This is a genomic window from Flavobacterium tagetis, from assembly GCF_016735615.1.
GTDB lineage: Bacteria > Bacteroidota > Bacteroidia > Flavobacteriales > Flavobacteriaceae > Flavobacterium > Flavobacterium tagetis.
The window spans coordinates 636,976-659,524 of sequence record NZ_JAERSF010000002.1; the positions used below are offsets into that span (position 1 = coordinate 636,976).

The 22,549-nt window shown below is 33.6% G+C and carries 23 protein-coding genes; 11 read left to right on the forward strand and 12 right to left on the reverse strand.

Annotation, left to right across the window (positions count from 1 at the left end):
- Positions 1-154: 154 nt before the first annotated feature.
- Both msrB and prfB read right to left on the reverse strand, forming a co-directional pair.
- Positions 155-601 (reverse strand): peptide-methionine (R)-S-oxide reductase MsrB, encoded by a 447-nt coding sequence (msrB, locus tag JI750_RS10245; protein WP_202001105.1) that lies wholly within the window; start codon positions 599-601, stop codon positions 155-157.
- A 94-nt stretch (positions 602-695) separates the two neighbouring features.
- Positions 696-1,794 (reverse strand): peptide chain release factor 2 gene (gene prfB, locus JI750_RS10250; RefSeq protein WP_202001107.1). Its coding sequence is split into 2 segments (ribosomal slippage): positions 696-1,730 and positions 1,732-1,794, totalling 1,098 coding nucleotides; the frame shifts between segments, so codons are not numbered across the junction.
- Between the two features lie 151 nt (positions 1,795-1,945).
- Between prfB and JI750_RS10255 the strand changes: the two genes are divergently transcribed.
- Positions 1,946-2,965: a threonine aldolase family protein gene (locus JI750_RS10255; protein WP_202001109.1), complete on the forward strand. Its 1,020-nt coding sequence runs from the start codon at positions 1,946-1,948 to the stop codon at positions 2,963-2,965.
- A gap of 118 nt (positions 2,966-3,083) precedes the next feature.
- On the opposite strand, the gene JI750_RS10260 is transcribed toward JI750_RS10255, so the two are convergent.
- On the reverse strand, positions 3,084-3,404 hold the full coding sequence (locus tag JI750_RS10260; RefSeq protein WP_008462685.1) for a YbaB/EbfC family nucleoid-associated protein: 321 nt from the start codon (positions 3,402-3,404) through the stop codon (positions 3,084-3,086).
- 69 nt (positions 3,405-3,473) lie between these two features.
- Here JI750_RS10260 and JI750_RS10265 point away from each other — a divergent pair, with 69 nt between their 5' ends.
- The 3 genes from JI750_RS10265 (at position 3,474) to JI750_RS10275 (ending at position 7,962) form a co-directional block, all read left to right on the forward strand.
- On the forward strand, positions 3,474-5,609 hold the full coding sequence (locus JI750_RS10265) for a S9 family peptidase (protein ID WP_202001111.1): 2,136 nt from the start codon (positions 3,474-3,476) through the stop codon (positions 5,607-5,609).
- Positions 5,610-5,680: 71 nt separating this feature from the next.
- Positions 5,681-6,721 carry a cysteate synthase gene (capA, locus tag JI750_RS10270; RefSeq protein ID WP_202001114.1) on the forward strand — a complete coding sequence of 347 codons (1,041 nt, stop codon included), beginning with the start codon at positions 5,681-5,683 and terminating at the stop codon, positions 6,719-6,721.
- A 341-nt stretch (positions 6,722-7,062) separates the two neighbouring features.
- Positions 7,063-7,962: a LamG-like jellyroll fold domain-containing protein gene (locus JI750_RS10275; protein ID WP_202001117.1), complete on the forward strand. Its 900-nt coding sequence runs from the start codon at positions 7,063-7,065 to the stop codon at positions 7,960-7,962.
- A gap of 95 nt (positions 7,963-8,057) precedes the next feature.
- Here JI750_RS10275 and JI750_RS10280 read toward each other — a convergent pair whose 3' ends face one another.
- Entirely contained in the window at positions 8,058-9,077 is a 1,020-nt protein-coding gene (locus tag JI750_RS10280; RefSeq protein ID WP_202001122.1) for a DUF481 domain-containing protein, read from the reverse strand.
- 354 nt (positions 9,078-9,431) lie between these two features.
- Here JI750_RS10280 and JI750_RS10285 point away from each other — a divergent pair, with 354 nt between their 5' ends.
- A complete protein-coding gene (locus JI750_RS10285) occupies positions 9,432-10,340 on the forward strand; it encodes a LamG domain-containing protein (protein WP_236673012.1) in 909 nt (302 codons plus the stop codon).
- Between the two features lie 50 nt (positions 10,341-10,390).
- Here JI750_RS10285 and JI750_RS10290 read toward each other — a convergent pair whose 3' ends face one another.
- A complete protein-coding gene (locus JI750_RS10290) occupies positions 10,391-10,600 on the reverse strand; it encodes a hypothetical protein (protein ID WP_202001125.1) in 210 nt (69 codons plus the stop codon).
- A 146-nt stretch (positions 10,601-10,746) separates the two neighbouring features.
- On the opposite strand from JI750_RS10290, the gene JI750_RS10295 reads away from it, so the two are divergent.
- A complete protein-coding gene (locus tag JI750_RS10295; protein WP_202001128.1) occupies positions 10,747-11,037 on the forward strand; it encodes a hypothetical protein in 291 nt (96 codons plus the stop codon).
- Between the two features lie 12 nt (positions 11,038-11,049).
- Here the strand turns inward: JI750_RS10295 and JI750_RS10300 are convergent, their stop codons facing one another.
- Positions 11,050-11,436: a hypothetical protein gene (locus tag JI750_RS10300; protein ID WP_202001132.1), complete on the reverse strand. Its 387-nt coding sequence runs from the start codon at positions 11,434-11,436 to the stop codon at positions 11,050-11,052.
- Between the two features lie 22 nt (positions 11,437-11,458).
- Positions 11,459-11,881: a hypothetical protein gene (locus tag JI750_RS10305; RefSeq protein ID WP_177210129.1), complete on the reverse strand. Its 423-nt coding sequence runs from the start codon at positions 11,879-11,881 to the stop codon at positions 11,459-11,461.
- A gap of 388 nt (positions 11,882-12,269) precedes the next feature.
- On the opposite strand from JI750_RS10305, the gene JI750_RS10310 reads away from it, so the two are divergent.
- A complete protein-coding gene (locus JI750_RS10310) occupies positions 12,270-12,542 on the forward strand; it encodes a hypothetical protein (RefSeq protein ID WP_236673013.1) in 273 nt (90 codons plus the stop codon).
- Positions 12,543-12,603: 61 nt separating this feature from the next.
- Here JI750_RS10310 and JI750_RS10315 read toward each other — a convergent pair whose 3' ends face one another.
- The 3 genes from JI750_RS10315 to gcvT all read right to left on the reverse strand — a co-directional run bounded on the left by JI750_RS10315 (position 12,604) and on the right by gcvT (position 16,929).
- Positions 12,604-13,317 carry a YebC/PmpR family DNA-binding transcriptional regulator gene (locus JI750_RS10315; protein ID WP_012024626.1) on the reverse strand — a complete coding sequence of 238 codons (714 nt, stop codon included), beginning with the start codon at positions 13,315-13,317 and terminating at the stop codon, positions 12,604-12,606.
- Positions 13,318-13,611: 294 nt separating this feature from the next.
- The gene (locus JI750_RS10320) at positions 13,612-15,648 is read right to left on the reverse strand and encodes a S41 family peptidase (protein WP_202001144.1); all 2,037 of its coding nucleotides are present in this window, start codon (positions 15,646-15,648) and stop codon (positions 13,612-13,614) included.
- 198 nt (positions 15,649-15,846) lie between these two features.
- Positions 15,847-16,929, reverse strand: a complete 1,083-nt coding sequence (gene gcvT, locus JI750_RS10325) for a glycine cleavage system aminomethyltransferase GcvT (RefSeq protein WP_202001146.1) — start codon at positions 16,927-16,929, stop codon at positions 15,847-15,849.
- A gap of 256 nt (positions 16,930-17,185) precedes the next feature.
- On the opposite strand from gcvT, the gene JI750_RS10330 reads away from it, so the two are divergent.
- The 3 genes from JI750_RS10330 (at position 17,186) to JI750_RS10340 (ending at position 19,427) form a co-directional block, all read left to right on the forward strand.
- Positions 17,186-18,043: an NAD(P)H-hydrate dehydratase gene (locus JI750_RS10330; protein WP_202001149.1), complete on the forward strand. Its 858-nt coding sequence runs from the start codon at positions 17,186-17,188 to the stop codon at positions 18,041-18,043.
- A gap of 231 nt (positions 18,044-18,274) precedes the next feature.
- A complete protein-coding gene (locus JI750_RS10335; protein WP_202001152.1) occupies positions 18,275-19,054 on the forward strand; it encodes a HipA family kinase in 780 nt (259 codons plus the stop codon).
- Entirely contained in the window at positions 19,044-19,427 is a 384-nt protein-coding gene (locus JI750_RS10340; RefSeq protein ID WP_202001155.1) for a DUF3037 domain-containing protein, read from the forward strand. The genes JI750_RS10335 and JI750_RS10340 overlap by 11 nt, the downstream gene beginning before the upstream one ends.
- A 233-nt stretch (positions 19,428-19,660) precedes the next feature.
- Here JI750_RS10340 and JI750_RS10345 read toward each other — a convergent pair whose 3' ends face one another.
- The gene (locus JI750_RS10345; protein ID WP_202001158.1) at positions 19,661-20,776 is read right to left on the reverse strand and encodes a pectate lyase family protein; all 1,116 of its coding nucleotides are present in this window, start codon (positions 20,774-20,776) and stop codon (positions 19,661-19,663) included.
- Positions 20,777-21,022: 246 nt separating this feature from the next.
- Between JI750_RS10345 and JI750_RS10350 the strand changes: the two genes are divergently transcribed.
- Complete coding sequence (locus tag JI750_RS10350) at positions 21,023-21,595, forward strand: Crp/Fnr family transcriptional regulator (protein WP_202001161.1); 573 nt, start codon at positions 21,023-21,025, stop codon at positions 21,593-21,595.
- A gap of 346 nt (positions 21,596-21,941) precedes the next feature.
- On the opposite strand, the gene JI750_RS10355 is transcribed toward JI750_RS10350, so the two are convergent.
- The gene (locus JI750_RS10355) at positions 21,942-22,490 is read right to left on the reverse strand and encodes a HutD family protein (RefSeq protein WP_202001164.1); all 549 of its coding nucleotides are present in this window, start codon (positions 22,488-22,490) and stop codon (positions 21,942-21,944) included.
- Between the last annotated feature and the right edge of the window lie 59 nt (positions 22,491-22,549).

Here is a 22,549-nt window from a genome sequence, read left to right on the forward strand (position 1 = left end):
GCTTGGGTATTTTGTTTAGAATAATTGGAAAGTTAGTATAGAAAATAAATAATTTAATTGTTAGGTTATCGCTTACATTTGTTTTGTTAAATCATTTATAGTGAGGGTTTAATAAAAAAAAGCGATTCGTTTTAATGAACCGCTTTTTGATGTATTATTCTTTGATTTTTGATAAAGAAACTGCGTTAATGCAGTAGCGTAAACCACTTGGAGGTGGACCATCAGGAAAAATGTGTCCTAAATGCGAATCGCAAACATTACAAGTTACTTCAACACGAATCATTCCGTGAGATCTATCAGCGTGATATCCAACCGCATTTTCTTTTACGGGTTGTGTAAAAGAGGGCCATCCTGTTCCAGATTCGAACTTTTCGCTGGCATCAAACAACAAAGTGCCACAGCATTTACATTCGTAAATTCCAGGTTCAAACAAACTGCACATTTCTGAGCTAAAAGATCTTTCAGTTCCCTTTAAACGCGTAACCTGAAATTCTTCTGGAGTTAGAATTTGTTTCCATTCTTCATCCGTTTTCTCCACTCTTTTGTCTGGAGCTGGATTTCCTTTATTTGTAAAATGAATTACATCTGCCCATTTTATCATAACTTTTTTGGTTTTAAAGTTTTAGGTTTCAAGTTCACTGCAAGTGAACACTAAAAAAAACTGAACACTGCCACTGAATACTGACCACTGAATACTACTCCTCTTCCTTCTGTCCCATCATCATCAGATAGGCTTTAAGGAATGGATCGATATTTCCGTTCATTACACCGTCCACATCACTGGTTTCGTAACCTGTACGAACGTCTTTTACTAATTTATAAGGTTGCATAACGTAATTACGAATTTGCGAACCCCATTCGATTTTCATTTTTCCAGCTTCGATATCAGCACGTTGCGCTTGTTGTTTCTTTAATTCGATTTCATACAACTGAGAACGAAGCATTTGCATGGCACGCTGTCTGTTGTCTTGTTGAGATCTCGTTTCAGAACATTGAATCTGAATTCCAGTTGGTTTGTGAACTAACTGAACTTTAGTTTCAACTTTATTTACGTTCTGTCCACCAGCACCACTCGAACGAGAAGTTGTGATTTCGATATCGGCAGGATTAATGTCGATTTCGATACTATCATCAACTAATGGATAAACATAAACCGATACGAAAGAAGTATGACGTTTTGCGTTACTGTCAAAAGGCGAAATACGAACCAAACGGTGAACACCATTTTCTCCTTTTAAATACCCGAAAGAGTAATCTCCTTCGAACTCTAAAGTTACGGTTTTAATTCCGGCAACGTCGCCTTCTTGAAAGTTAAGCTCTTTGATTTTGTAACCATAGCTTTCTCCCCACATCATGTACATACGCATCAGCATTCCTGCCCAATCGCAACTTTCAGTTCCACCAGCTCCTGCAGTAATTTGAACTACCGCACTTAAACTGTCACCTTCATCAGAAAGCATGTTTTTGAATTCGATATTTTCAATATGTGCTTGTGCCGCTTCATATTGTTCATCTAATTCGTCTACAGTAAGTTCTCCTTCTTTGTAAAAATCATAAGCCAGCTGTAATTCTTCTGTAAGTGATACGGCTTTGTCATAATCTTCAATCCATTTTTTCTTATTTCGAAGGTTCTTTACAATGTTCTCTGCCTCTTTTGGATTGTTCCAAAAATCAGGAGCGAAAGTTTTTTCTTCTTCGTTTGCAATCTCGATTAGTTTAGCATCGACGTCAAAGATACCTCCTCAACGCACCAAGGCGCTCCACAATACCTTTTACTTGTTCGGCTGTTGTCATAAATTAATTAATAGGTTTTTATATGTTTTTTAGAATTATTACGTTAATTTGGTCTATAGAAACGAGCGAGTTAAATTTTATTAAACTTGCCAAGAATAACTATTTGTAATACGTAATTTTGCATACAAAAATAAGATATAGTTTTTAGAATATGGAAATAAATTTAATCAGCGATACCATAACAAAGCCTACTTATGAGATGCTTCAGTATATGTTTAACGCTCATGTCGGCGATGATGTATACAAACAGGACCCAACGGTGATTGAATTAGAGAACAGAACAGCAGAGTTTTTTGGTATGGAAGCTGGACTTTTTTTTCCGTCTGGAACTATGGCAAACCAGACTGCAATTAAGTTGCATACGCAGCCTGGAGAACAATTAATTGCAGATAAATATGCTCATGTTTATCATTATGAAGGAGGAGGAGTTTCTTTTAATAGCGGTGTTTCTTGCTGTTTATTGGATGGAAATCGCGGAATGATAACTGCTGCGCAAGTAAAAGCCGCAATAAACGATCCGGAGTTTTATCATAGTCCGTTAACCAGTTTGGTTTGTGTAGAAAATACGACCAATAAAGGTGGTGGAGCTTGTTATGAATTGGAAGATTTAAGAGAGATAAAAAAAGTCTGTGATGCTCATAATTTGAAGTTTCACTTAGATGGAGCTCGAATTTGGAATGCATTAGTGGCTAAAAGACAGAATCCCAGAGAATTTGGGGCAATTTTCGATACTATTTCGGTTTGTTTGTCTAAAGGTTTAGGAGCTCCAATTGGTTCTGTACTGCTTGGAAGTAAAGCTGATATTCACAGAGCGTTGAGAATCAGGAAGATATTGGGTGGAGGAATGCGTCAAGTTGGATATTTGGCAGCTGCAGGATTGTATGCTTTGGCTCATAATATCGAAAGATTGGCAGAAGACCACCGCAGAGCAAAAGAAATTGCAAAAATCTTAAGCACAAAACCTTGGATTTCGGCTATTGAACCTGTGGAAACTAATATTTTAATTTTTTCGCTTGCAGAAGGTTACAGCGATCAATTATTAATTGAAAAATTAAAACAGAAAAATATCCTGATAAGTTCATTAGGACATAATAAACTCCGTATTGTTACTCATTTAGATTATAAAGAAGTAATGCATACTTATGTATTGGAGACACTTTCGAAGTTTTAGTGGAAGGTACAAAGGTTCAGAGGGTCAAAGGATAAAAAAAGAGGATGCAAAACATCCTCTTTTTTTTATGACAAAGAAAGTAAACCTTTGAACCTTTGCCTCTCTGTACCTTTGAATCTTATTTAAACAAATTATCCATTCCAGGAATAGAAGGCATATCCATTCTTGCTACAGCATCTAACTCTCTTTCGTTTACACTTGTTGCTTTTTCTATCGCTTTATTTAAAGTTACAATTAAGTAATCTTCTAGTTGTTCTTTATCTTCTAAAAGAGAATCGTCAATAGAAAGAGATTTTATTTTTCTGCTTGCTGTAATAGTAACTTTTAATAATCCGTCAGCGCTTTGTTCATCAATCAAAACAGTATCTAAACGCTTTTTTGTATCTTCAATTTTTTGCTGGGTTTCTTTAAGTTTACCCATCATTCCCATTAAATCCATTTTTGTTGATTTTTTAAATTATTTCAGACAAAATTAGTATATTGCTGTGTTAATTCAATAGAATATTTTATGAAAAAATTAATTTTGTTCTGTTGTGTTTGTGCTATTTTTGCGTCTTCATATTTAAAAATTAATGCTCAATCAATGCAAAATGATATATCGGCCCCAAAGGCTAAAATAATTTCAAAAACATTAAAAAAACATAAAGAAACTAGGATTGATAACTATTTCTGGCTTAATAACAGAGAAAATCCAGAAGTTATTGATTATCTAAATCGGGAGAATGTTTATTACGAGAGTATGACTTCTCATACGAAACAATTAAAAGATAATCTGTTTGAAGAAATGAAAGGAAGAATTAAAGAAGACGATTCTTCTGTTCCTTATTTCTACAACGGATATTTTTATATAACACGTTTCGAAACAGGTCAAGATTACCCGATTTTCGCTCGAAAAAAAGGAAGTCTTTCTGCAGAAGAAGAAATTCTGTTTAACTGTAACGAAATGGCAAAAGGACATGCTTACTTCAAGTTAGGAGGTTTAAGCATTAGTCCTGATAACAAATTTGCTAGTTTCGGAGTGGATATTGTAGGAAGAAGAATTTACACTATCCAAGTTAAAAACTTAGAAACAGGAGAGGTTTTAGCAGATAAAATAGAAAATGTTACAGGAGCTTCTGTTTGGGCAAATGACAACAGTACTGTTTTTTATGTGAGGCAAGATCAGGTGACCTTAAGAGCCGATAAAGTTTTTAGACATAAATTAAACACTAGTTCAGAAAATGATGTTTTGGTTTATGATGAAGTTGATGATACTTTTAATGTGTCTATCAGTAAAGAAAAATCAAGAAAATACATTGTCATTGGTTCTGGAAGCACTTTGACAACGGAATATAGAATTTTAAATTCGGATAATCCCGATGGTGAATTTGCTGTTTTCCAGCCACGTGTTCGTGGATTAGAATATAGTATTTCTCATTATGAAGATTCATTTTATGTTTTGACTAATAAAGATAAGGCGACCAATTTTAAGTTGATGAAAACGCCTGAAAACAAAACAGGAAAGAAAAACTGGGTAGACCTTATTCCACATAGAGAAGATGTATTATTGGAAGATATTGAGATCTTTAAAAACTATTTAGTTGTAGAAGAACGTTCTAATGGATTGAATCATATTAGAATTATGCCTTGGAACGGAGAACCAGATTATTATCTTCCTTTTGGCAGTGAAACTTACAACGCTTACACGACAACCAACGTTGATTTTGATACTGATATTTTGCGTTACAGCTATCAATCATTAGCGACACCGTCTTCTATAATAGATTTTAACATGAAGACTAAAACCAAAGAAATCTTAAAAGAACAAGAAGTTTTAGGAGGAAAATTTGATAAAAATAATTATATAGAGGAACGAGTTTGGGCAACCGCGAGAGATGGGGTTAAAGTGCCTATTTCTATGGTTTACAGAAAAGGATTAGAGAAAAATAGTAAAAATCCGTTGTTGTTATATGCGTATGGTTCGTACGGAATTACAATGGATACGTATTTTTCTTCAACGAGATTATCGCTCCTAGACCGCGGATTTGTTTATGCTATAGCGCATATTAGAGGAGGTGAGGACTTAGGAAGACAGTGGTATGAGGACGGAAAACTGTTAAAAAAGAAAAATACCTTTACAGATTTCATTGATTGCTCTAAATTTGTAATAGACCAAAAGTACACTTCTCCTGAACATTTGTATGCAGAAGGAGGATCTGCTGGCGGACTTTTAATGGGAGTAATCGTAAATGAAGCTCCTGAATTGTATAATGGCGTTATCGCTCAGGTGCCTTTTGTAGATGTAATTACTACGATGCTAGACGACAGTATTCCGCTTACAACTGGAGAGTATGACGAATGGGGAAACCCGAATAATAAAAAATATTACGATTATATGTTGTCGTATTCACCTTACGATAATGTAAAAGCACAAGAATATCCTAATATGTATGTATCTACAGGATTGCACGATTCGCAGGTACAATACTGGGAGCCAGCTAAATGGGTTGCAAAATTGAGAGATTTAAAAACAAATAATAAACTTTTGTTTTTAGATACCAATATGGATGCAGGTCATGGTGGGGCTTCGGGACGTTTTGAGGCTTTAAAAGACTTAGCAAAGGAATTTAGTTTTTTATTAGATTTAGAAAAAATTAAAAGCTAATTAGAAATTTTTTGTTAAATTTGCAACCTATCAAGGTTAATTTAAAAAGGCCTTTGATTAACTATTTTTTTATGAAAGAAGAAATAACTGCTTATAATAATGTTTTAGAGTTAATAGGAAATACCCCCCTTATTAAGCTAAATAAAATTACCGAAGAGTTAGAAGGAAATTTCTACGCAAAGGTAGAAGCTTTCAACCCAGGTCATTCCTCAAAAGATAGAATAGCATTATATATTATTGAAGAAGCTGAAAGAAAAGGAATTCTATCTCCGGGAGATACCATTATTGAAACAACCTCTGGTAATACAGGATTTAGTTTAGCAATGGTAAGCATTATTAAAGGTTACAATTGTATTTTGGCGGTAAGTTCAAAATCATCTAAGGATAAAATTGACATGTTGAGAAGTTTAGGTGCCAAAGTGTACGTTTGTCCAGCTCACGTTTCTGCAGATGATGAAAGATCTTATTATAATGTAGCAAAACGTTTGCACGAAGAGACAAAAGGTTCAGTTTACATTAATCAATATTTCAATCAATTAAATATTGATGCTCACTACAACACTACAGGTCCAGAGATTTGGGAACAAACAAAAGGACAAATTACGCACTTAATTGCTTGCAGCGGAACAGGAGGAACTATCTCTGGTACTGCAAAATTCTTAAAAGAAAAAAATCCAAATATTAGAATCTTAGGAGTTGATGCTTTTGGATCTGTATTGAAAAAATACCATGAGACGAGAGAATTCGATAGTAAAGAAATTTACCCTTACCGTATAGAAGGTCTAGGTAAAAACTTAATTCCATCGGCTACCGATTTTGATATTATTGATAAATTCATGAAAGTAACCGACGAAGAAAGCGCTCATTCTGCTAGAGAGGTTACTAGAAAAGAAGGTTTATTTGTTGGTTATACTTCTGGAGCAGTAATGCAGGCTATTAAACAATATGCAGAAGAAGGAGAATTTACAAAAGAAAGTAATATTATTGCTATTTTCCCAGATCATGGTTCTCGCTACATGAGTAAAGTATTCAGCGACGACTGGATGAACGAGCAAGGTTTCTTTGACAGTGTTAATGAAGAAGAAGCTCAAAAAATTGAATTCGTAAAGTAATTTTAAGTGCTTTTTTAAAATATAAAAACTCCATTCGGTTTTCGAATGGAGTTTTTTTGTGCTAAAACTTTTCTGCTCTTTCTTATAAAAGTTAAAATTTACTATTTTGTTGAATATACCGTATTTATACGTAGGAAATTATAATTTTATTTGATTTTAGTGTAATGTTTTAAAAGTATTTATGAATTTTTAAAAATGATTTCACCGCCAAAAAACATAAAAAACGTTATTTTAACGAGTTTTTAGGTAATTTATCGGAAATTTTTCTTGTAAAAAGCATAATAGTCTAGTTTTGAGGTGTTAAGATAACGAAAGTTGTTTAATCCCTAAAATCTACTATTATGAAAAAATTACTACTAACAGCGTTGTTTGTAAGTTTTTTGAATGCGAATGCGCAAACACCGATTCAGGAATTTAACTTTAATGGAACTTTAAATAATACTGCAAATACAATTTCATTCATTGGTACTAATAATTTTGTGCCTGATAGAGCAGGAGTTATAAAAGGAGCTCAGCGATTAAATAATAAAGCTTTAGAAGCTGTAATCGATAATCTACCTCAAGGAAAAAGTTCAAGAACAATTAGTATTTGGGTTAAATTCAATGATATTTCAAATGCAAACTATATCTGGGGCTACGGAAATCCTCTCAATGCTCAATATTGCGGTTTATTACAGCAAGGAACAACAACTTCTAACTCCGATTTGAGTTTGGCGGCTTGGGGAGCTTCTAACGATGTTATTGTATCTACACCTTTAGAAAAAAGTGTTTGGTATAATTACACTATAACTTACGAAGGAACTGTTTCTAAAATATATCGAGATGGTAAGTTATTGAAGTATCTGGAAGGTATGGCTAGATCTACTAATGGGAATATTTTTAGATTAGGTGAAATCAATACAATAGTTGGAATAAATGCTGATATAGACGATTTAAAAATCTATAATGTAGCTTTAACACCAGAGCAGGTAAAAGACTTATATGAGAGTGCTAAGGCAACTAATTTATTAGCTGTAGCTACTGTAGAAGCTAAAACTGTAAAAAATGTCGTAAAGGCAAAAACTTCAAACGAAGCAATAATTACTTCTGGAGATGTTAATGGAGCGGCAAAAACGGTAGAAGTTTATTCGCAAGGGCAAAAAATAATGGGAAGCAACGCAACAAATATAAGCGATCTTCCTGAAGGGACTTATTTATTAAAAATTACCAGTACTCCGTCAAAAAAAATTACTTCTAAATAAAGGTTTTTTAGTTTTTAAATGTTAGTTTTTTTATTGCTTATGCAGTTGAGTTTTTGGAATAGTAAGGAAAGCTTTCTGGGTTCAGGAAGCTTTTTTTAATCTAATTTCCATCCAAAAGTAGTCTGGAAAACATAATCATCTTTTGATGCCCCAGGCTTTGGTTTGTTGTCGTAGTTATAGACAAATGACAATTTGATAAAAAAGTCTAATGGCAAATCGTATTTTGTGTCAACTGAAAAATCAGTACGAATCCTTTTGCTTTCTGTTAAACTTGGAAAAAAATTCACTTTAGACTGGATACTAAAATCTCCAATATCATACAAATTTAGGTCGCTGCCTATAAATAATTCCAAACTTTTATTAGCTTCTGTAACTCCTGTAAAACGTTCGTGGTTAAAAGATAATCCAGAAGCAACTCCCCAATATTTTTTATTGCTATGTATTAGATATTTTCCATAACCTGCTTTCGAAACAACACGAAGATCAATGTCTTGCTCTGTGTTTTTTAAAGTTACAATAGATAACGGAACAAAATAATCTCTTGGAAGTAGATGAATATAGCTTAAGTCAGTATCAATTCTACGTATTGGATCGCTATCATCTTGTATGGACTGTATTTGCTTGTAAGTCGCAGTTCCATACCATTTTTTTGCAGTGTAGCCTAAATTTACATTTATTGTCAATTGCTGCAAACTTTGTGCTTTAGTCAATTTGATTCCTGCGTCGAAACTAGCATCAAGTCTATGCCAAAAATTTTCGTCAACAGGTTTAATGCGTACAATATCAGCAAGATCAACAATTCTTTTGGTTTGCGATTCAACATCGGTGATTTCGCATTTAATAGGAGTTTTGTTTTTGTTGATTTTCCCATTTAATAAATCTCCATTTGAAAGATTAATGATATAAATTCGATCAGAGGTGATGCTTTTAACATGTTTCCATTCTAGTTTAAAATCCTCTTTGCTGTAATCGGTTTCTATTTGTAATATGCCTTTGTTCATTGTTTTTATTTCGCCAACAATGATATCATTGTTTTTTAAGACAAGAGTATCAGAAATTTGCGCACTGATTTTTAAGAAAAACAAAAGAAAAAATAGAAATATAGTTTTCTTCATATTTGGGTTTATTTCTTTGATTTACAGCTTGTAATATTAAAGTTAGAAATAAAAATGCAATGTGAGATAGAATTATAAAAAATTAGTGTTTTGAATGTTTTCAATTACTGCTGACAAATTAGATTGAGTTTAAAACAATTTGAAAGAATGGTATTCAAGCTATAAAAGTATTTTTGTGAGAATTGTGTATTTCTATGTAGGAATGGTTTGGATATGCTGAATTTTAATTATAGTTTTAACAGATTTTTTAAAAATAATAAACGAAATTTTAAAATTGTAAATCTTAATCGTTTAAATTTTAAAATCAAATACTATTTGCATTAATCCAAAACTATTCTGATAAAAGCTATAATTATGAAAAAAATATTACTCACTTTAATGTTTGTAAATTTTTTAACTGCTAATGCGCAAAATCCGGTGCAGGAATTTAATTTCAACGGAAATTTAAACAGCGCCGATAACACCATTTCTTTTTTAGGTGCTCCAGTTTTTGTAAACGACAGAATGGGAAGTCCTAAAAGTGCTTTGCGACTTACAAATAAAGCTTATCAGGCAGTAGTAGGAGATCTTCCGCAGGATAATAAGCCAAAAACAATATCGATTTGGATAAAATTTAATGCAGTCAATATTCCGAATTACATTTTAGGATACGGTGCAGCAGTAAATGGACAATATTTCGGATTAGTGCAACAGCCTGTATCTGGAAGCAATTCAGATTTGAGTCTGGTGGGTTGGGGAGATACAAATAATGTAATAGTTTCAGTACCATTACTAAAAGAGGTCTGGTATTTTTATAGTATAACTTATGACGGAAATGTTTCAAAAATTTACCGTAATGGCGAATTGCTAAAATCTGCAGAAGGTATTCAGCGTTCGGCAAAAGGCTATATTTTAAATCTAGGGAAATTAAACACCTCAACGAGTATCAACGCAGATATTGACGATTTAAGATTGTATAGTGTTGCCATGACAGATGAACAAGTTAAAGAAGCATATAATAGTTCTAAACCAAGTGGCGCACCTGTAGCGGAAAGCATGCCTGTTTCAAATTCTACAACATCAAATGCATCTAAAAAGACTGTTGCAACACCTGTAAAACCATCTGCGCCACCAGCTGCAGTGTCTGTTGAAACAAATAAAAGTGGTAAAACTATTGAAGTTTTCTCTCAGGGAAGACAAATAATGGGAACTAACGCTTCTAATATTGGCGATTTGCCAGAAGGAACTTATTTGATTAAGGTCATTAATTCAAATAAAAAATAATTTTGCTTTTCTTTCAAAAAAAGCCCTCCGGATATTGGAAGGCTTGTAAATTATCTCTTTTTCTGCTGACCTGGAGCATACGCTTTCGCACTTTTATCTCCGTTCATTTTTTTAGCTTGTCCTGGTGGTATTTTTTTACCTGATGGAGCAGGAGTGTAAGTATGAGTGTGGGTATGTGTACTGCAGCTGATTACACTTAGTACTAAGAATAAAAGAACTAGTATTACCACAGCAATTCGGGTGATTTTTGATGTTTGCATTTTTAGTTTAAATTTTATTTGAGGTGTTGCAAATATAATCGAAATGTTATCTTTAGAAGTGTTTAATTTTAGTTTAAAATGAATTCAAATAATTATCGGAGTATTTTTTATTTTAGTATTAAAATCTTTAATATTTTAAAATAAGTATGACAATAAAAGAAAAATTTTTAATGATTGGCTTTACAGGTTTTGTCCACTTAGATAAGAAAAATAGAGATGGAAAGGAAAGAATAACTTTTTGTTCTAAATACCGTAACGAATGGATCTTTTTATTATTGATTAATGAAAGAGGTATTTGGGAAATCGAAAAGATAGAGGATAATGATATTATCAGTACTACATTAAACAAACAAAAATCTTCAATTGATACAGAAGATTTGCTCTTGTTTTTTAAAAACTATTATTACGCGAATAATGATTTCTCGAATGATTTGTAAGTAGAATTAATTTTATAAAAAATTATTTTCTATTTGTAAAACTCCATATATATAAAAGCCATAATAACCTCTATTTTCATGAATATCAAAAATTAAAAGATAAGTGTTCTGACAATCTTTAAAATTACAAATTTGATACCTAAATGAAATTGATGTATTGGGATTTTCTAAATATTCTAAGTTAACAATATTGTTTTGGGCTAAATCCTGATTGGTTATCACGCCAGTTTTGATTAATGAACTTAAGAAACTAGAGGTTTTAAAAGAAATAATAGCTTCATGTTTTATTCGTCCGTTTCCGCAGTAGAAATTAAAATGTACTTCAGAATCAGGAGTTTCAATTGGAAGCGATGTTCCACCACCTAATTGTATTTTTTTTATAATTGAAATTTTGGTCATAATTAGCTCAGAGAATTTGGCTTTAAGTTTTCAGCAGTTTAGGAATATAAATATAACCAAGAACTATAAGTATCACAGAAATAAAACTGGCGTAATCTACAAAGCCATAATAATTCCGGACTTGTTCTCCATTTCGTTTTATCATACGGACAGCTTTTGAATCTCCATTATGAAGTTTTCTAAACACAACTTGATCTCCAATTAAAAAACCATATTGATTGGTGTCGCTATTGCCACTATCTTCATATTTTATTCCATCTTTACCTATAATGGAATAAGAATATGTTCTGGCAGAATTAGCACCTCTCTTGTAAGAGCTACTGTCATAAATTTTGCCTTCGCCAAGATTATTTTCGTTTGTATAGATTACATTAATGACAATTCGCTGAAGGAAAATGAGAAAAATTATTAATATAAAACCATGAAAAACAATTTTCTCTTTCATTTTGTGTTGGCCTTGAGAATTTTATAATGCAAACAAATAAAAAAGTCTTCTGAAAACCAAAAGACTTGTATTTTTTTTAGCTAATAACACTAATCACAATAAATAAGATTACAAGTGCTATTACAGCAAATTTCATAAATTTTGATGATTGCATAAATTAAGATTTAAGTTAGTTTATATCTGATATTAGCAAATATAATTTTTTATTTGAATGGATGTAAATCTATCTTAATTTTTTATTTTGTAGTAATAAATTGCTTTATTGCATGTTTAATTAATTATGATGAGAAAACAATATAACCTACGGAAAAGCGAGCAAGGACTAAAAGCCTGGGATGTTCATCGACTAATTGAATTGTCTAAAAAACTAATCGTTAAAAGTGTTTTATTGTGTGATATAAAAGAAGTAAATGAACCTTACTGGTTCGAGCATAATACCAATTTGCCAACTTGTGCTGATGTCCTTAGTCATATGAAACTTGTTCAGGAAGCAGAGTTAACATATCCAATTATTTTATGTGCAGATGGACGCTTAATGGACGGAATGCATAGAATAATTAAAGCTTTGCTCGAAGGGCATGAAGAAATTAAGGCAGTTCAGTTTGAAATAACTCCAGAACCGGATTTTATCAATATTTCTGTTGATGATTTGCCTTATTGAAAAGTGAAACAAAAAAGCCCCAGAAAAATCCAGAGCTTTTGAAATATATTTTATAGAAAGACTATTCTTCTTTCATGGTATGATAAACGTTCATAACGTCATCATCTTCTTCGATTTTCTCGATTAGTTTCTCAACGTCAGCGATTTGAGCTTCAGTCAATTCTTTAGTGATTTGCGGAATACGCTCAAAACCAGAAGAAAGGATTTCAAGACCTCTGTTTTCTAATTCTTTCTGTAAAGCACCAAAGCTTCCAAAAGGAGCATAGATTAAGATTCCGTCTTCGTCTTCAAAAACTTCTTCAGCACCAAAATCAATTAATTCTAATTCTAATTCTTCTGCATCGATACCATCTTTCGCAATTCTGAAGTTGCAAGTGTGGTCAAACATAAACTCAACAGAACCTTGAGTTCCCATTGTTCCGTTGCATTTGTTGAAATAACTACGAATGTTAGCTACAGTTCTATTATTGTTATCAGAAGCAGTTTCAATTAAGATTGCAATTCCGTGAGGAGCATATCCTTCAAACAAAATTTCTTTATAGTTGGCAGTATCTTTATTACTTGCATTTTTAATAGCGCGCTCCACATTGTCTTTAGGCATGTTTGCGGCCTTTGCATTCTGTATAACAGCTCTTAATCTAGAATTGGCATCTGGGTTTGGTCCGCCTTCTTTAACAGCCATTACGATATCTTTACCAATTCTGGTAAATGTTTTGGCCATTGCTGACCAACGTTTCATTTTTCTTCCTTTTCTAAATTCGAACGCTCTTCCCATTTCTAATTTTTAGTTTTGTGATGCAAAAATACGGTTTTCCTAATTTTTACAAAAACAAAATTGTTCTTTTTTGTTTCAAGTTTCAGGTTTCAAGTTACTTGGTTTGTATTGAATTTAACCGCAAAGTGCTCTAAGGTTTACGCAAAGCACACGAAGAAATTTTTAAATTAAGCTATAAAATAAAAAAGTTCGCAAAGCTATATAAATAAAACTTTGCTCCCGATAGCTATCGGGATTGCAGTAATAAAAACTTAGAACCTTAGCACCTCAGTATCCTAGAATCTATAAAAAAAACTATTTAGCCCCTCCGTTAAATTCGTTAATGATATTTACAGCTTCGTTGAGGTACGGATTTGTTTTAAGATTATCCATTTGATATTGGTTAATTGTTTTATCATTTGGGTAAGCGCCTAAAAGAAACTGATTAACACTGGAATTGTACACATCAAGCGGATTATTTTCGTCATTAAAAGTATTGATCTCTGTCCAAAGTGCGTTTAATGTCTTTTTCTGTTTGAAAACCGCATCTAATGTCATCGGAATTTCCGCTTTTGGAGCGTTAACAATTTGATCTATTTTAAGATTTATCTTTTTAATATTATTGAAAAAATAATTGTCTGACAATCTTGCTGAACTATTTTTAGCAATTTTATCTATCAAATTTCGCTTAACATACGTCTTGTATTTTAAAAACGGTTCTATGCTATCATTTTTTATGGCTGTCGGAAAATCACTTTCTCTTTGGTATACATCTTCGTAAAATTCAGGCAATACCACATCTGGTCTTACCCCAATGTATTGATGGCTTTTTCCTGTAATTCGGTAGAATTTATTGATTGTGATTTTTAAGAAATCAGTATTCTTTTCCTCGTCAAGCGGAAGAATAGTCTGCATGGTAGCTTTTCCAAGTGTAGTGCTTCCTAACAAAAGCGCGCGATTGTAATCTTGCATTATAGAAGCAAAAAATTCACTTGCTGAAGCCGTATTGCTGTTGACCAAAACCACAATCGGACCTCGATAAATTACACCTTTAAAAGGATCGTTAATTACAGATTTTTCTTTTTTGCTGTCAATTACAATTGAAAGCGGACCATAATCTACAAACATTCCAGCCAGTTTTATAGCTTCTTCCATAGAACCGCCGCCGTTATCAATTAGGTCAATAACAAGACCTTGTATGCTATCTCTTTGCAGTTTTATAACCTCACGAGCAACGTCGTCGGCGCAGCCTTTTCTACTAGTACCGTCAAGATCTGCATAGAAACTTGGAATTTTTACATATCCAATTTTGCTGTCTTTGCCAATAATGAAACTGAAAACAGAATTTTCTTCATCTTTCATCATTTGTTTTTCAATATAGACATCAAAGCTTTTGCCCGAATTGCGTTTTAAAGTAAGCGTGATATGTTTGTTGCTTTCTGATAAAATCATGGTCGATATAGACTCCAACGAAGCACAAGAAACCTGAAGTGTTTCTTTCTGATTAGAAATCGAAATAATCTGATCGCCTTTTTTTACTTGTCCTGTCTGATACGCTGGTCCGTTTGGATCAACCTCATCAATAATAATTTCATTTTTTTCATTCAAGTTAACCGTCATTCCAAGCGACAAATGTTCTTTTGATAAAGAAGCAACAAAACTAGTTTTGGAATCATCGCTAAAATAAGCCGTATGTGGATCAAAATAGGTACAGAAGAAATTGTATAGCTTCTCTTCTTGTTTGGTGTTTGAGTCTATTAGTGAATTAAAACGGCATATTTCGTTAGTTAGAATTTGATTTTTAGAAGCCTGTTCAATAGACTTAAAATTGGTTTTTAAAGAATCCAGATTCTCACTCTTTTCGGCAATTTCATCTAAGATTTGATAGCGTAGTTTTTTTATCCATACTTTTTCTAAATCCTCTTTCTTCAAATAGAAAGCAAAAGATTTTTTATAAAAGCGGATCGTATCTTTCTTAGTGTAATCAATCGGAATGGTCTGAATTTTTTCTAAAACTTTTTTGGTTCGCAAAAGGCCATTTATGTACTGAGCCTTAATGTCAGTGAGAAAACTACAGTCATTTTTTAGAATCAAATCATCTAATTTATAGCGGTATTTCTGAGCCAATTCATCATATTCGCTCTTAAAAAAGATGTTGCGAGAAGGGTCAAGTTCGTTAATGAGATTGTCAAAAACGAACACAGATAAGCTGTCATCAACTGGTTTGGGTCTCAAATGTTCAGCTTGAATAAGCGCATTTATTTTGTTTAATATTTCACAAGTTTCTGCGCTGTTTTGACCAAAAGATATAGTTGATGTCAGCAAAAAAAGGAGTAGTGAAATCTTTTTCATAAATGGAAATTCATGGTTCATGATTAAAGTTACACTAATTTTTTTACAAATTGTAGTATTTTTTTCAAAATATCGACAACAAAAAGCATTTAATCGTTAAACGAATCTCCATCAAATCAATTAACCTGAATCTGCTTATTTTGCAGCAAAAAAAATGCGTTACAATCGTAACGCATTCTAAATCTATAAAGACAAAAATTATTTCTTGTAAAATGGTAATTTAACCACTTTTGCAGGAACGTCATTTTTTCTGATTCTAATAAAAATATCGCTGTCAACAGCACTGTTTGCAACTGTTACGTATCCTAAACCAATTCCTTTATTCATAGAAGGAGACATTGTTCCAGAAGTTACAATTCCGATTACCGCTCCAGAACCATCAACAATTTCGTAGTCGTGTCTAGGCACAGCACGTTCTTGCATTTCAAAAGCAATTAATTTTCTAGTAACACCAGCTTCTTTTTGCTTTTTAAGTGCTTCAGAATTAGTAAAATCTTTAGTAAATTTTGTAATCCATCCTAAACCAGCTTCAAGCGGAGAAGTTGTATCGTTAATATCATTTCCGTAAAGACAGAATCCCATCTCTAAACGCAAAGTATCACGCGCTGCAAGACCAATTGGTTTAATGCCAAAAGAAGCTCCAGCTTCAAATACTTTGTTCCAGATAGCCTCAGCATCCGCATTTTTGCAATAAATTTCAAATCCGCCAGAACCAGTATAACCTGTAGCAGAAATAATAACATCTTTAAAACCTGCAAAATCTGCCACTTCAAAATGGTAATATGTAATCGCAGACAAATCTACAGAAGTTAACGACTGCATAGCTTCAACAGCTTTTGGCCCTTGAATTGCCAATAAAGAATATTCGTCAGAAAGGTTCTTCATATCAACTCCTAAATCATTATGAGATGAAATCCAGTTCCAGTCTTTTTCAATATTAGAAGCATTTACAACCAGTAAATACTCTTCTTCTTTCATTTTATAAATAATCAAATCATCTACGATTCCTCCTTCATTATTTGGAAGACAAGAATATTGTGCTCTTCCAATTGTCAAAGTAGAAGCATCGTTTGAAGTCACTTTCTGAATCAAGACCAAAGCATTTGGACCCGTCAATAAAAATTCACCCATGTGAGAAACGTCAAAAACGCCCACACCATTACGAACCGTTTCGTGTTCAGCATTAACCCCTTCATAAGTGATAGGCATATTGTAACCAGCAAAAGGAAGCATTTTCGCTCCTAAACCTTCATGTATGTGCGTAAGCGCAGTATTTTTCATTGTGTTGTTTTATAAAATTGTTTTGCAAATCTATTCAAAAAATATCAAATTAAAAGACCTTAAATTATAAATTTCGCAATAATTTGGAGCTATTTCCTGCTATCCGCTATATTCCCGATAAACAAAAACTACGGCTAAAGAGCCTTGTTTTTCTAAATCGGGAGATGCCGCTGCTATCAGGGCTAGGGCTAACAGTTTCAAAAGAAGAATCATGTTTTCAATTTTTTATGTAATTTTATTGTATAAAAGCATTTAGATGAAATCACCGTATTTAATCAATAAAGAAGAATTTCAGAAATTATACAAACCTATAAATCCTCAAACTCATAAAGGAATACAAGGTCATGCGGTGATTATTGGGGGAAGTTACGGCAAGATAGGAGCGGCGGTTTTAGCCTCAAAATCCTGCCTCAAAACAGGCTGCGGACTCGTAACGACTTTTATACCCAAATGCGGTTATCAAATACTTCAAATCTCTATTCCCGAGGTAATGGGCGTAACAGATGAAAATACAAATTTCATTACCAATATTCATCTACCATTAGTTCCGCAAGCAGTTGGAATCGGCCCAGGAATAGGAAAGGAACTTGGAACGCAAAAAGCTTTATTTGAATTTTTAAGAGTCAATAAAGCGCCTTTGGTTCTTGATGCAGATGCTTTAAATATTATCTCAGAAAATTTATCATGGTTAGAATTGGTTCCAGAAGATACCATTCTAACACCTCATCCAAAAGAATTAGAACGTTTGATTGGAAAGTGGAATTCTGAAGCCGAGAAATTCCAAAAAACAGTTGCTTTTTCAGAAAAATACAAAGTCATTGTGGTCATGAAAGGCGCACCAACATACATTATCAACAGAACTTCTGTCTACGAAAACACAAGCGGAAATGCAGCACTTGCAACAGCAGGAAGTGGCGACGTTCTAACTGGAATCCTCACTAGTCTTTTAGCGCAAGGTTATGAACCCAAATACGCTTCCAAAATGGGTGTCTATCTCCACGGTTTAACAGCCGATTTAGCTTTGCCAAAAACAGGTTATGAATCTTTTACGGCTTCTACGATTATTAAGTATTTAGGGAAAGCGTTTCTTGTATTAGGAAATGTGCCAATTTAATAATTAGATAATTTTTTTAACGATTGTCACCCTGAGCGAAGTCGAAGGGGTGCAAGTGGTTCGACAAAGAAATTAACTTTAAGGAATATCTTTGCAGTCCTTCGACTTCGCTCAGGATGACAAAAAATGAGAATAAATCTTTGAGAATAATAACTTTGCGACTCTGCGACTTTACGAGATTAAAAACTTTGTGTCTTTGTGTCTTCGTGGCAAAAACCTTAAGTTTGTAATATGAAAAATTTCGACTTAAGAACAGTAAACGTAATGCGTTATATAACGCCACTGCGCGAAGGTGGTTCTTTACCCGCTTTAGCAGAAGCCGATGACGACTTTAAATACGTATTAAAATTTAGAGGTGCCGGACACGGCGTAAAAGCCTTAATCGCCGAATTAGTTGGCGGACAAATCGCTAAAGCCTTAAAACTGCAATTGCCAGAATTAGTTTTCGCAAACCTAGACGAAGCTTTCGGAAGAACCGAAGCCGACGAAGAAATTCAGGATTTACTGCAGGGAAGTCAAGGCTTAAATCTAGCGCTTCACTTTTTATCTGGAGCCATTACTTTTGATCCTGCTGTAACAACAGTTGATGCTAAATTAGCTTCGCAAATTGTTTGGCTAGACGCTTATATAACCAATGTTGACAGAACTTTCAGAAACACTAATATGTTGATCTGGCATAAAGAATTATGGCTGATTGATCACGGTGCGTGTTTGTACTTTCATCATTCTTGGCATAATTGGGAACAGCATGCTAAAAGTCCGTTTGCATTGATAAAAGATCACGTTTTATTACCGCAAGCTTCAATGTTAAAAGAAGTTGATGCTGAGTTTAAAGCGATTCTAACCCCAGAAATTTTAGAAGAAATTGTTAATACAATTCCGCTAGATTGGCTGCAATGGGAAGATGCAGACGAAACTCCAGAAGGATTGCGAAACGTTTATTTGCAGTTTTTAAAGACAAGATTAGAGAATTCAGAAATATTTGTAAATCAGGCTCAAAATGCAAGATAATAACTTATACGAATATGCTGTGATTCGCGTTGTACCAAAGGTAGAGCGTGAAGAATTCCTGAATATCGGAATCATTTTGTTTTGCAAAAAAGCCAAATTTATAAAGGTTCTTTTTCATTTAAATAAAGAAAAAATACAAGCCCTTTCTAATGATTTCGACATCGAACAATTAGAATGCAATCTGACTTCATTGGTAAAAATTGCCAACGGAACCAAAGATGGCGGACCAATAGCCGAATTTGAGATTCCAGAACGTTTTAGATGGTTAACGGCTATTAGAAGTTCGGCAATACAAACTTCAAGACCTCATCCCGGTTTGACTCCCGATTTGGAGAAAACGGTTCAACGTTTGTTTGAAGAGTTGGTGCTTTAAGGAGAGGTTCAAAGGTGCAGAGGTTCAAAGGAACAAAGGTTTTTTAACCGCAAAGTACGCAAAGAATTACGCTAAGGTTCGCAAAGATTTTACACAAAGTTTTGCGAACTTTTGCGCTTTATTAAAATAAAATTCTTTGCGACCTTTGCGGTTAAATAAAAAACCACGAACTGCATTGAAATGCAATCCGTGGTTCAAAAACTAAAAATAACTTATTTTAAGGGTGATTCTTTTTAGAAAGAACCACAAACATTACCACCCAAAGTAGGTCCTGCGTTAGCAGAAATATCAGCTTTAACAGCCGTTTTAGCCAATTTCACGATAGAATATGGCGGAGTAAAAGCAGTACCGCTTCCAGCTTGAGTTCCTGTTACACTTGTAAATACATTATCTGTAGCCGTAACCGCAGTATAACCTGTCATTAAATCGATTGGATTTTTTACGCCTTCAAATACGTTGCTTTCTACGCGAATGTTTGCTTCAAATCCTGCAGCAATACACTTATTGCTTACGGTGCTGTTAAAGAAACTGTTTACAATATGCACTTGTCCAAAACGAACTCTAGGCATTCTTTCTTTACATCCAGGAGCCCACCAGCATCTTGCAAAAGTGATTCTTAATTTTCCGCGGTCTGCAGTTGCACCGTCGCTTGAACCAATTAAATTTGAATATCTATGATCATCTGATCCTCCAGAACCGCCCGCTTTTGGAGGTTTTAGGTAATGGAATTTAGAGTACGTAACCGAAATGTAATCTGATTTATTTTTGATGTCAAAGTTTCCGTCTACACCATCTCTAAATTCGCAGTGATCCACCCAAACATTTGTACATTCATCCAAAATCGCATTATCCCATCCATCAGTATCATAAGCGCCTGGTCCTTCAAAAATTAGATTTCGGATAATGATGTTTTTACATCTTTTGATGTTGATAATTCCAGAAGCATCTTTGGTCTGGTTTGTCGAAACCAATTTTGCACCACTTGCACCATAAATCGTTTTTCCGGTCTGATCTTGAAATGACAATCTTGTAGTAATCGTGATTGTTCCAGAAACTTTAATCACTTTTACAGCAGTGTTTTCAATTGCTGCTTTTAGTTGAGCGTAGGTTGTAACAGTAGTTTCGGCAGAAGAACCTCCACCTGTTGTGCCTCCGTTTTGAGAAGCCCATCCGGGAACCTCAGCGCAATTTCCGATTTTGCCAGTCGGATTGGTTGCAGATGCATCAATCGTTTCGTTTGTTGGTTGAATACCAGCTTCTGAGTTTGAAGCGATTTCTTCAGAATTACATGCCGTAAATCCGAAAATCAATGCTGCTGCGAACATTGAAAGTGTTGATTTTAAGTTCATAATTAAGTTTGGTTATTTATAAAAGTTTAACAGCGCAAAACTCAATATTATTTGTAGGAAAAAAGTTGAACAAGTTCAAACTTTTGTAAAAAAATCTACGAAATGTGTTTTTTTAACACTTCTAAAATTACAAAAATGCATTTTATGTGTATTTTTACGTAATCGATTACATTAATTTAAGCCCCTAATTAATAATGCGTTGAAAAAACAAATTTATACCTCACAAAAAACCACAAAAACCACAAGATGTATAACCTACTAAGAACAAACATTGAGCGAAAAATTGCGCTCACAGACGAAGAATGGGATATTATTGTCTCTAAAGCAGAACTCGTTAAACTTAAAAAAAATCAATTTCTGCAAATCCAGAATTCAAACAGCTGTTACGAAGGATTTATTTTGAAAGGTTCGTTTAAAACCTACATTGTAAACGAAAACGGAACAGAAACCGTAATCTTCTTTTCATTCGAGAACGAATGGATTTGCGATCTGGAAAGTTTTTACCATCAAAAACCAACCACCTATAACATTAAAGCAATCGAAGACAGCGAAATCGTAGTTATCAGTAAAATGCAAAAAGCGTATTTGTTTGCTGTAATTCCAAAACTCATTAAGTTTCATGTTTTAATGATCGAACGTGCCAATGTTGCCATTCAGCAAAGACTTCTGGATGTGCTGCATAAAACCTCAAAACAGCGTTATCTCGATTTTAAAGAACGTTACCCGCAAAAAGTAAGTTCGATTAACAATAAGAATCTGTCTTCGTATTTGGGCGTTTCGCACGAATTTCTTTCAAAGATTAAGAGAACAGTTTCTTAGTTTTTGAGGTTCAAAGGTGCAGAGAGACAAAGTGACAGAGGTTTACTGTAGATGCGCATTGCTGTGCGTTTAACATTTTATGAAAATCTCGCAAAGTCGCAGAGGCGCAAAGTTTTATTCTCATTTTTTGTCATTTCGAGGAACGAGAAATCACACTAGAAACTCCGCAAAGTATTTCGTCAATCTTTGTCGATATACGCGTGTGATTTCTCGTTCCTCGAAATGACAAACGGTATGGAACTTTATCTAAAACTTTGCGCCTCTGCGACTTTCCGAGATTAAAAAAGATTTAGTAAAAAAAACTTTGCGAATCTTTGCGTAACCCTTTGCGAACTTTGCGGTAAAATTAGAAATCCAATATCCCAAACAGACATTCAGTAGAGAAATGAAGTATAATATTTTCCTTTTTCTCATTTTCAATAACCAATAAATCATTGGTTTCTAAATGATACGGCTTTTCATTAATTGTGATAACTGTTGTATCTAAAGAAAATAAAATGATTACTTGAGCATTACAATTCTGATTGCGATTTGTGAGGCTCAGTTTATGATGGGATATTTTTTCAGAAACCATCCAATTAAAATCAGTGCCTTTTGTATAAGAAGTCACCTCATCATCCGAATTAAATTCCATGATTTCATACTTCTCATATGCCTTTTTTTCGTTGTTTACCTCAACCACTAAGCTGTTATCGAGCATAACCAGATATCGATAATAGCCTTTAAATTTGGTAAACTCTGAGGGTGTTTGTTCTATTGTAGCGCTGCTTATTCTAAATGCAAAATCTCTATCAGCATAAATTGCGGTTTTAGGATAGATCACATATTCATACGTCAATCCGCCACTCCAAATAGAAGCTTTGCTACTTTTTTTAGGTAAAAGATTTATTTTCATTTATTGGATATTTTATTTAGAGAAAACAATTTGTCGTTTGTTTGAAGAAATCGTGTTGT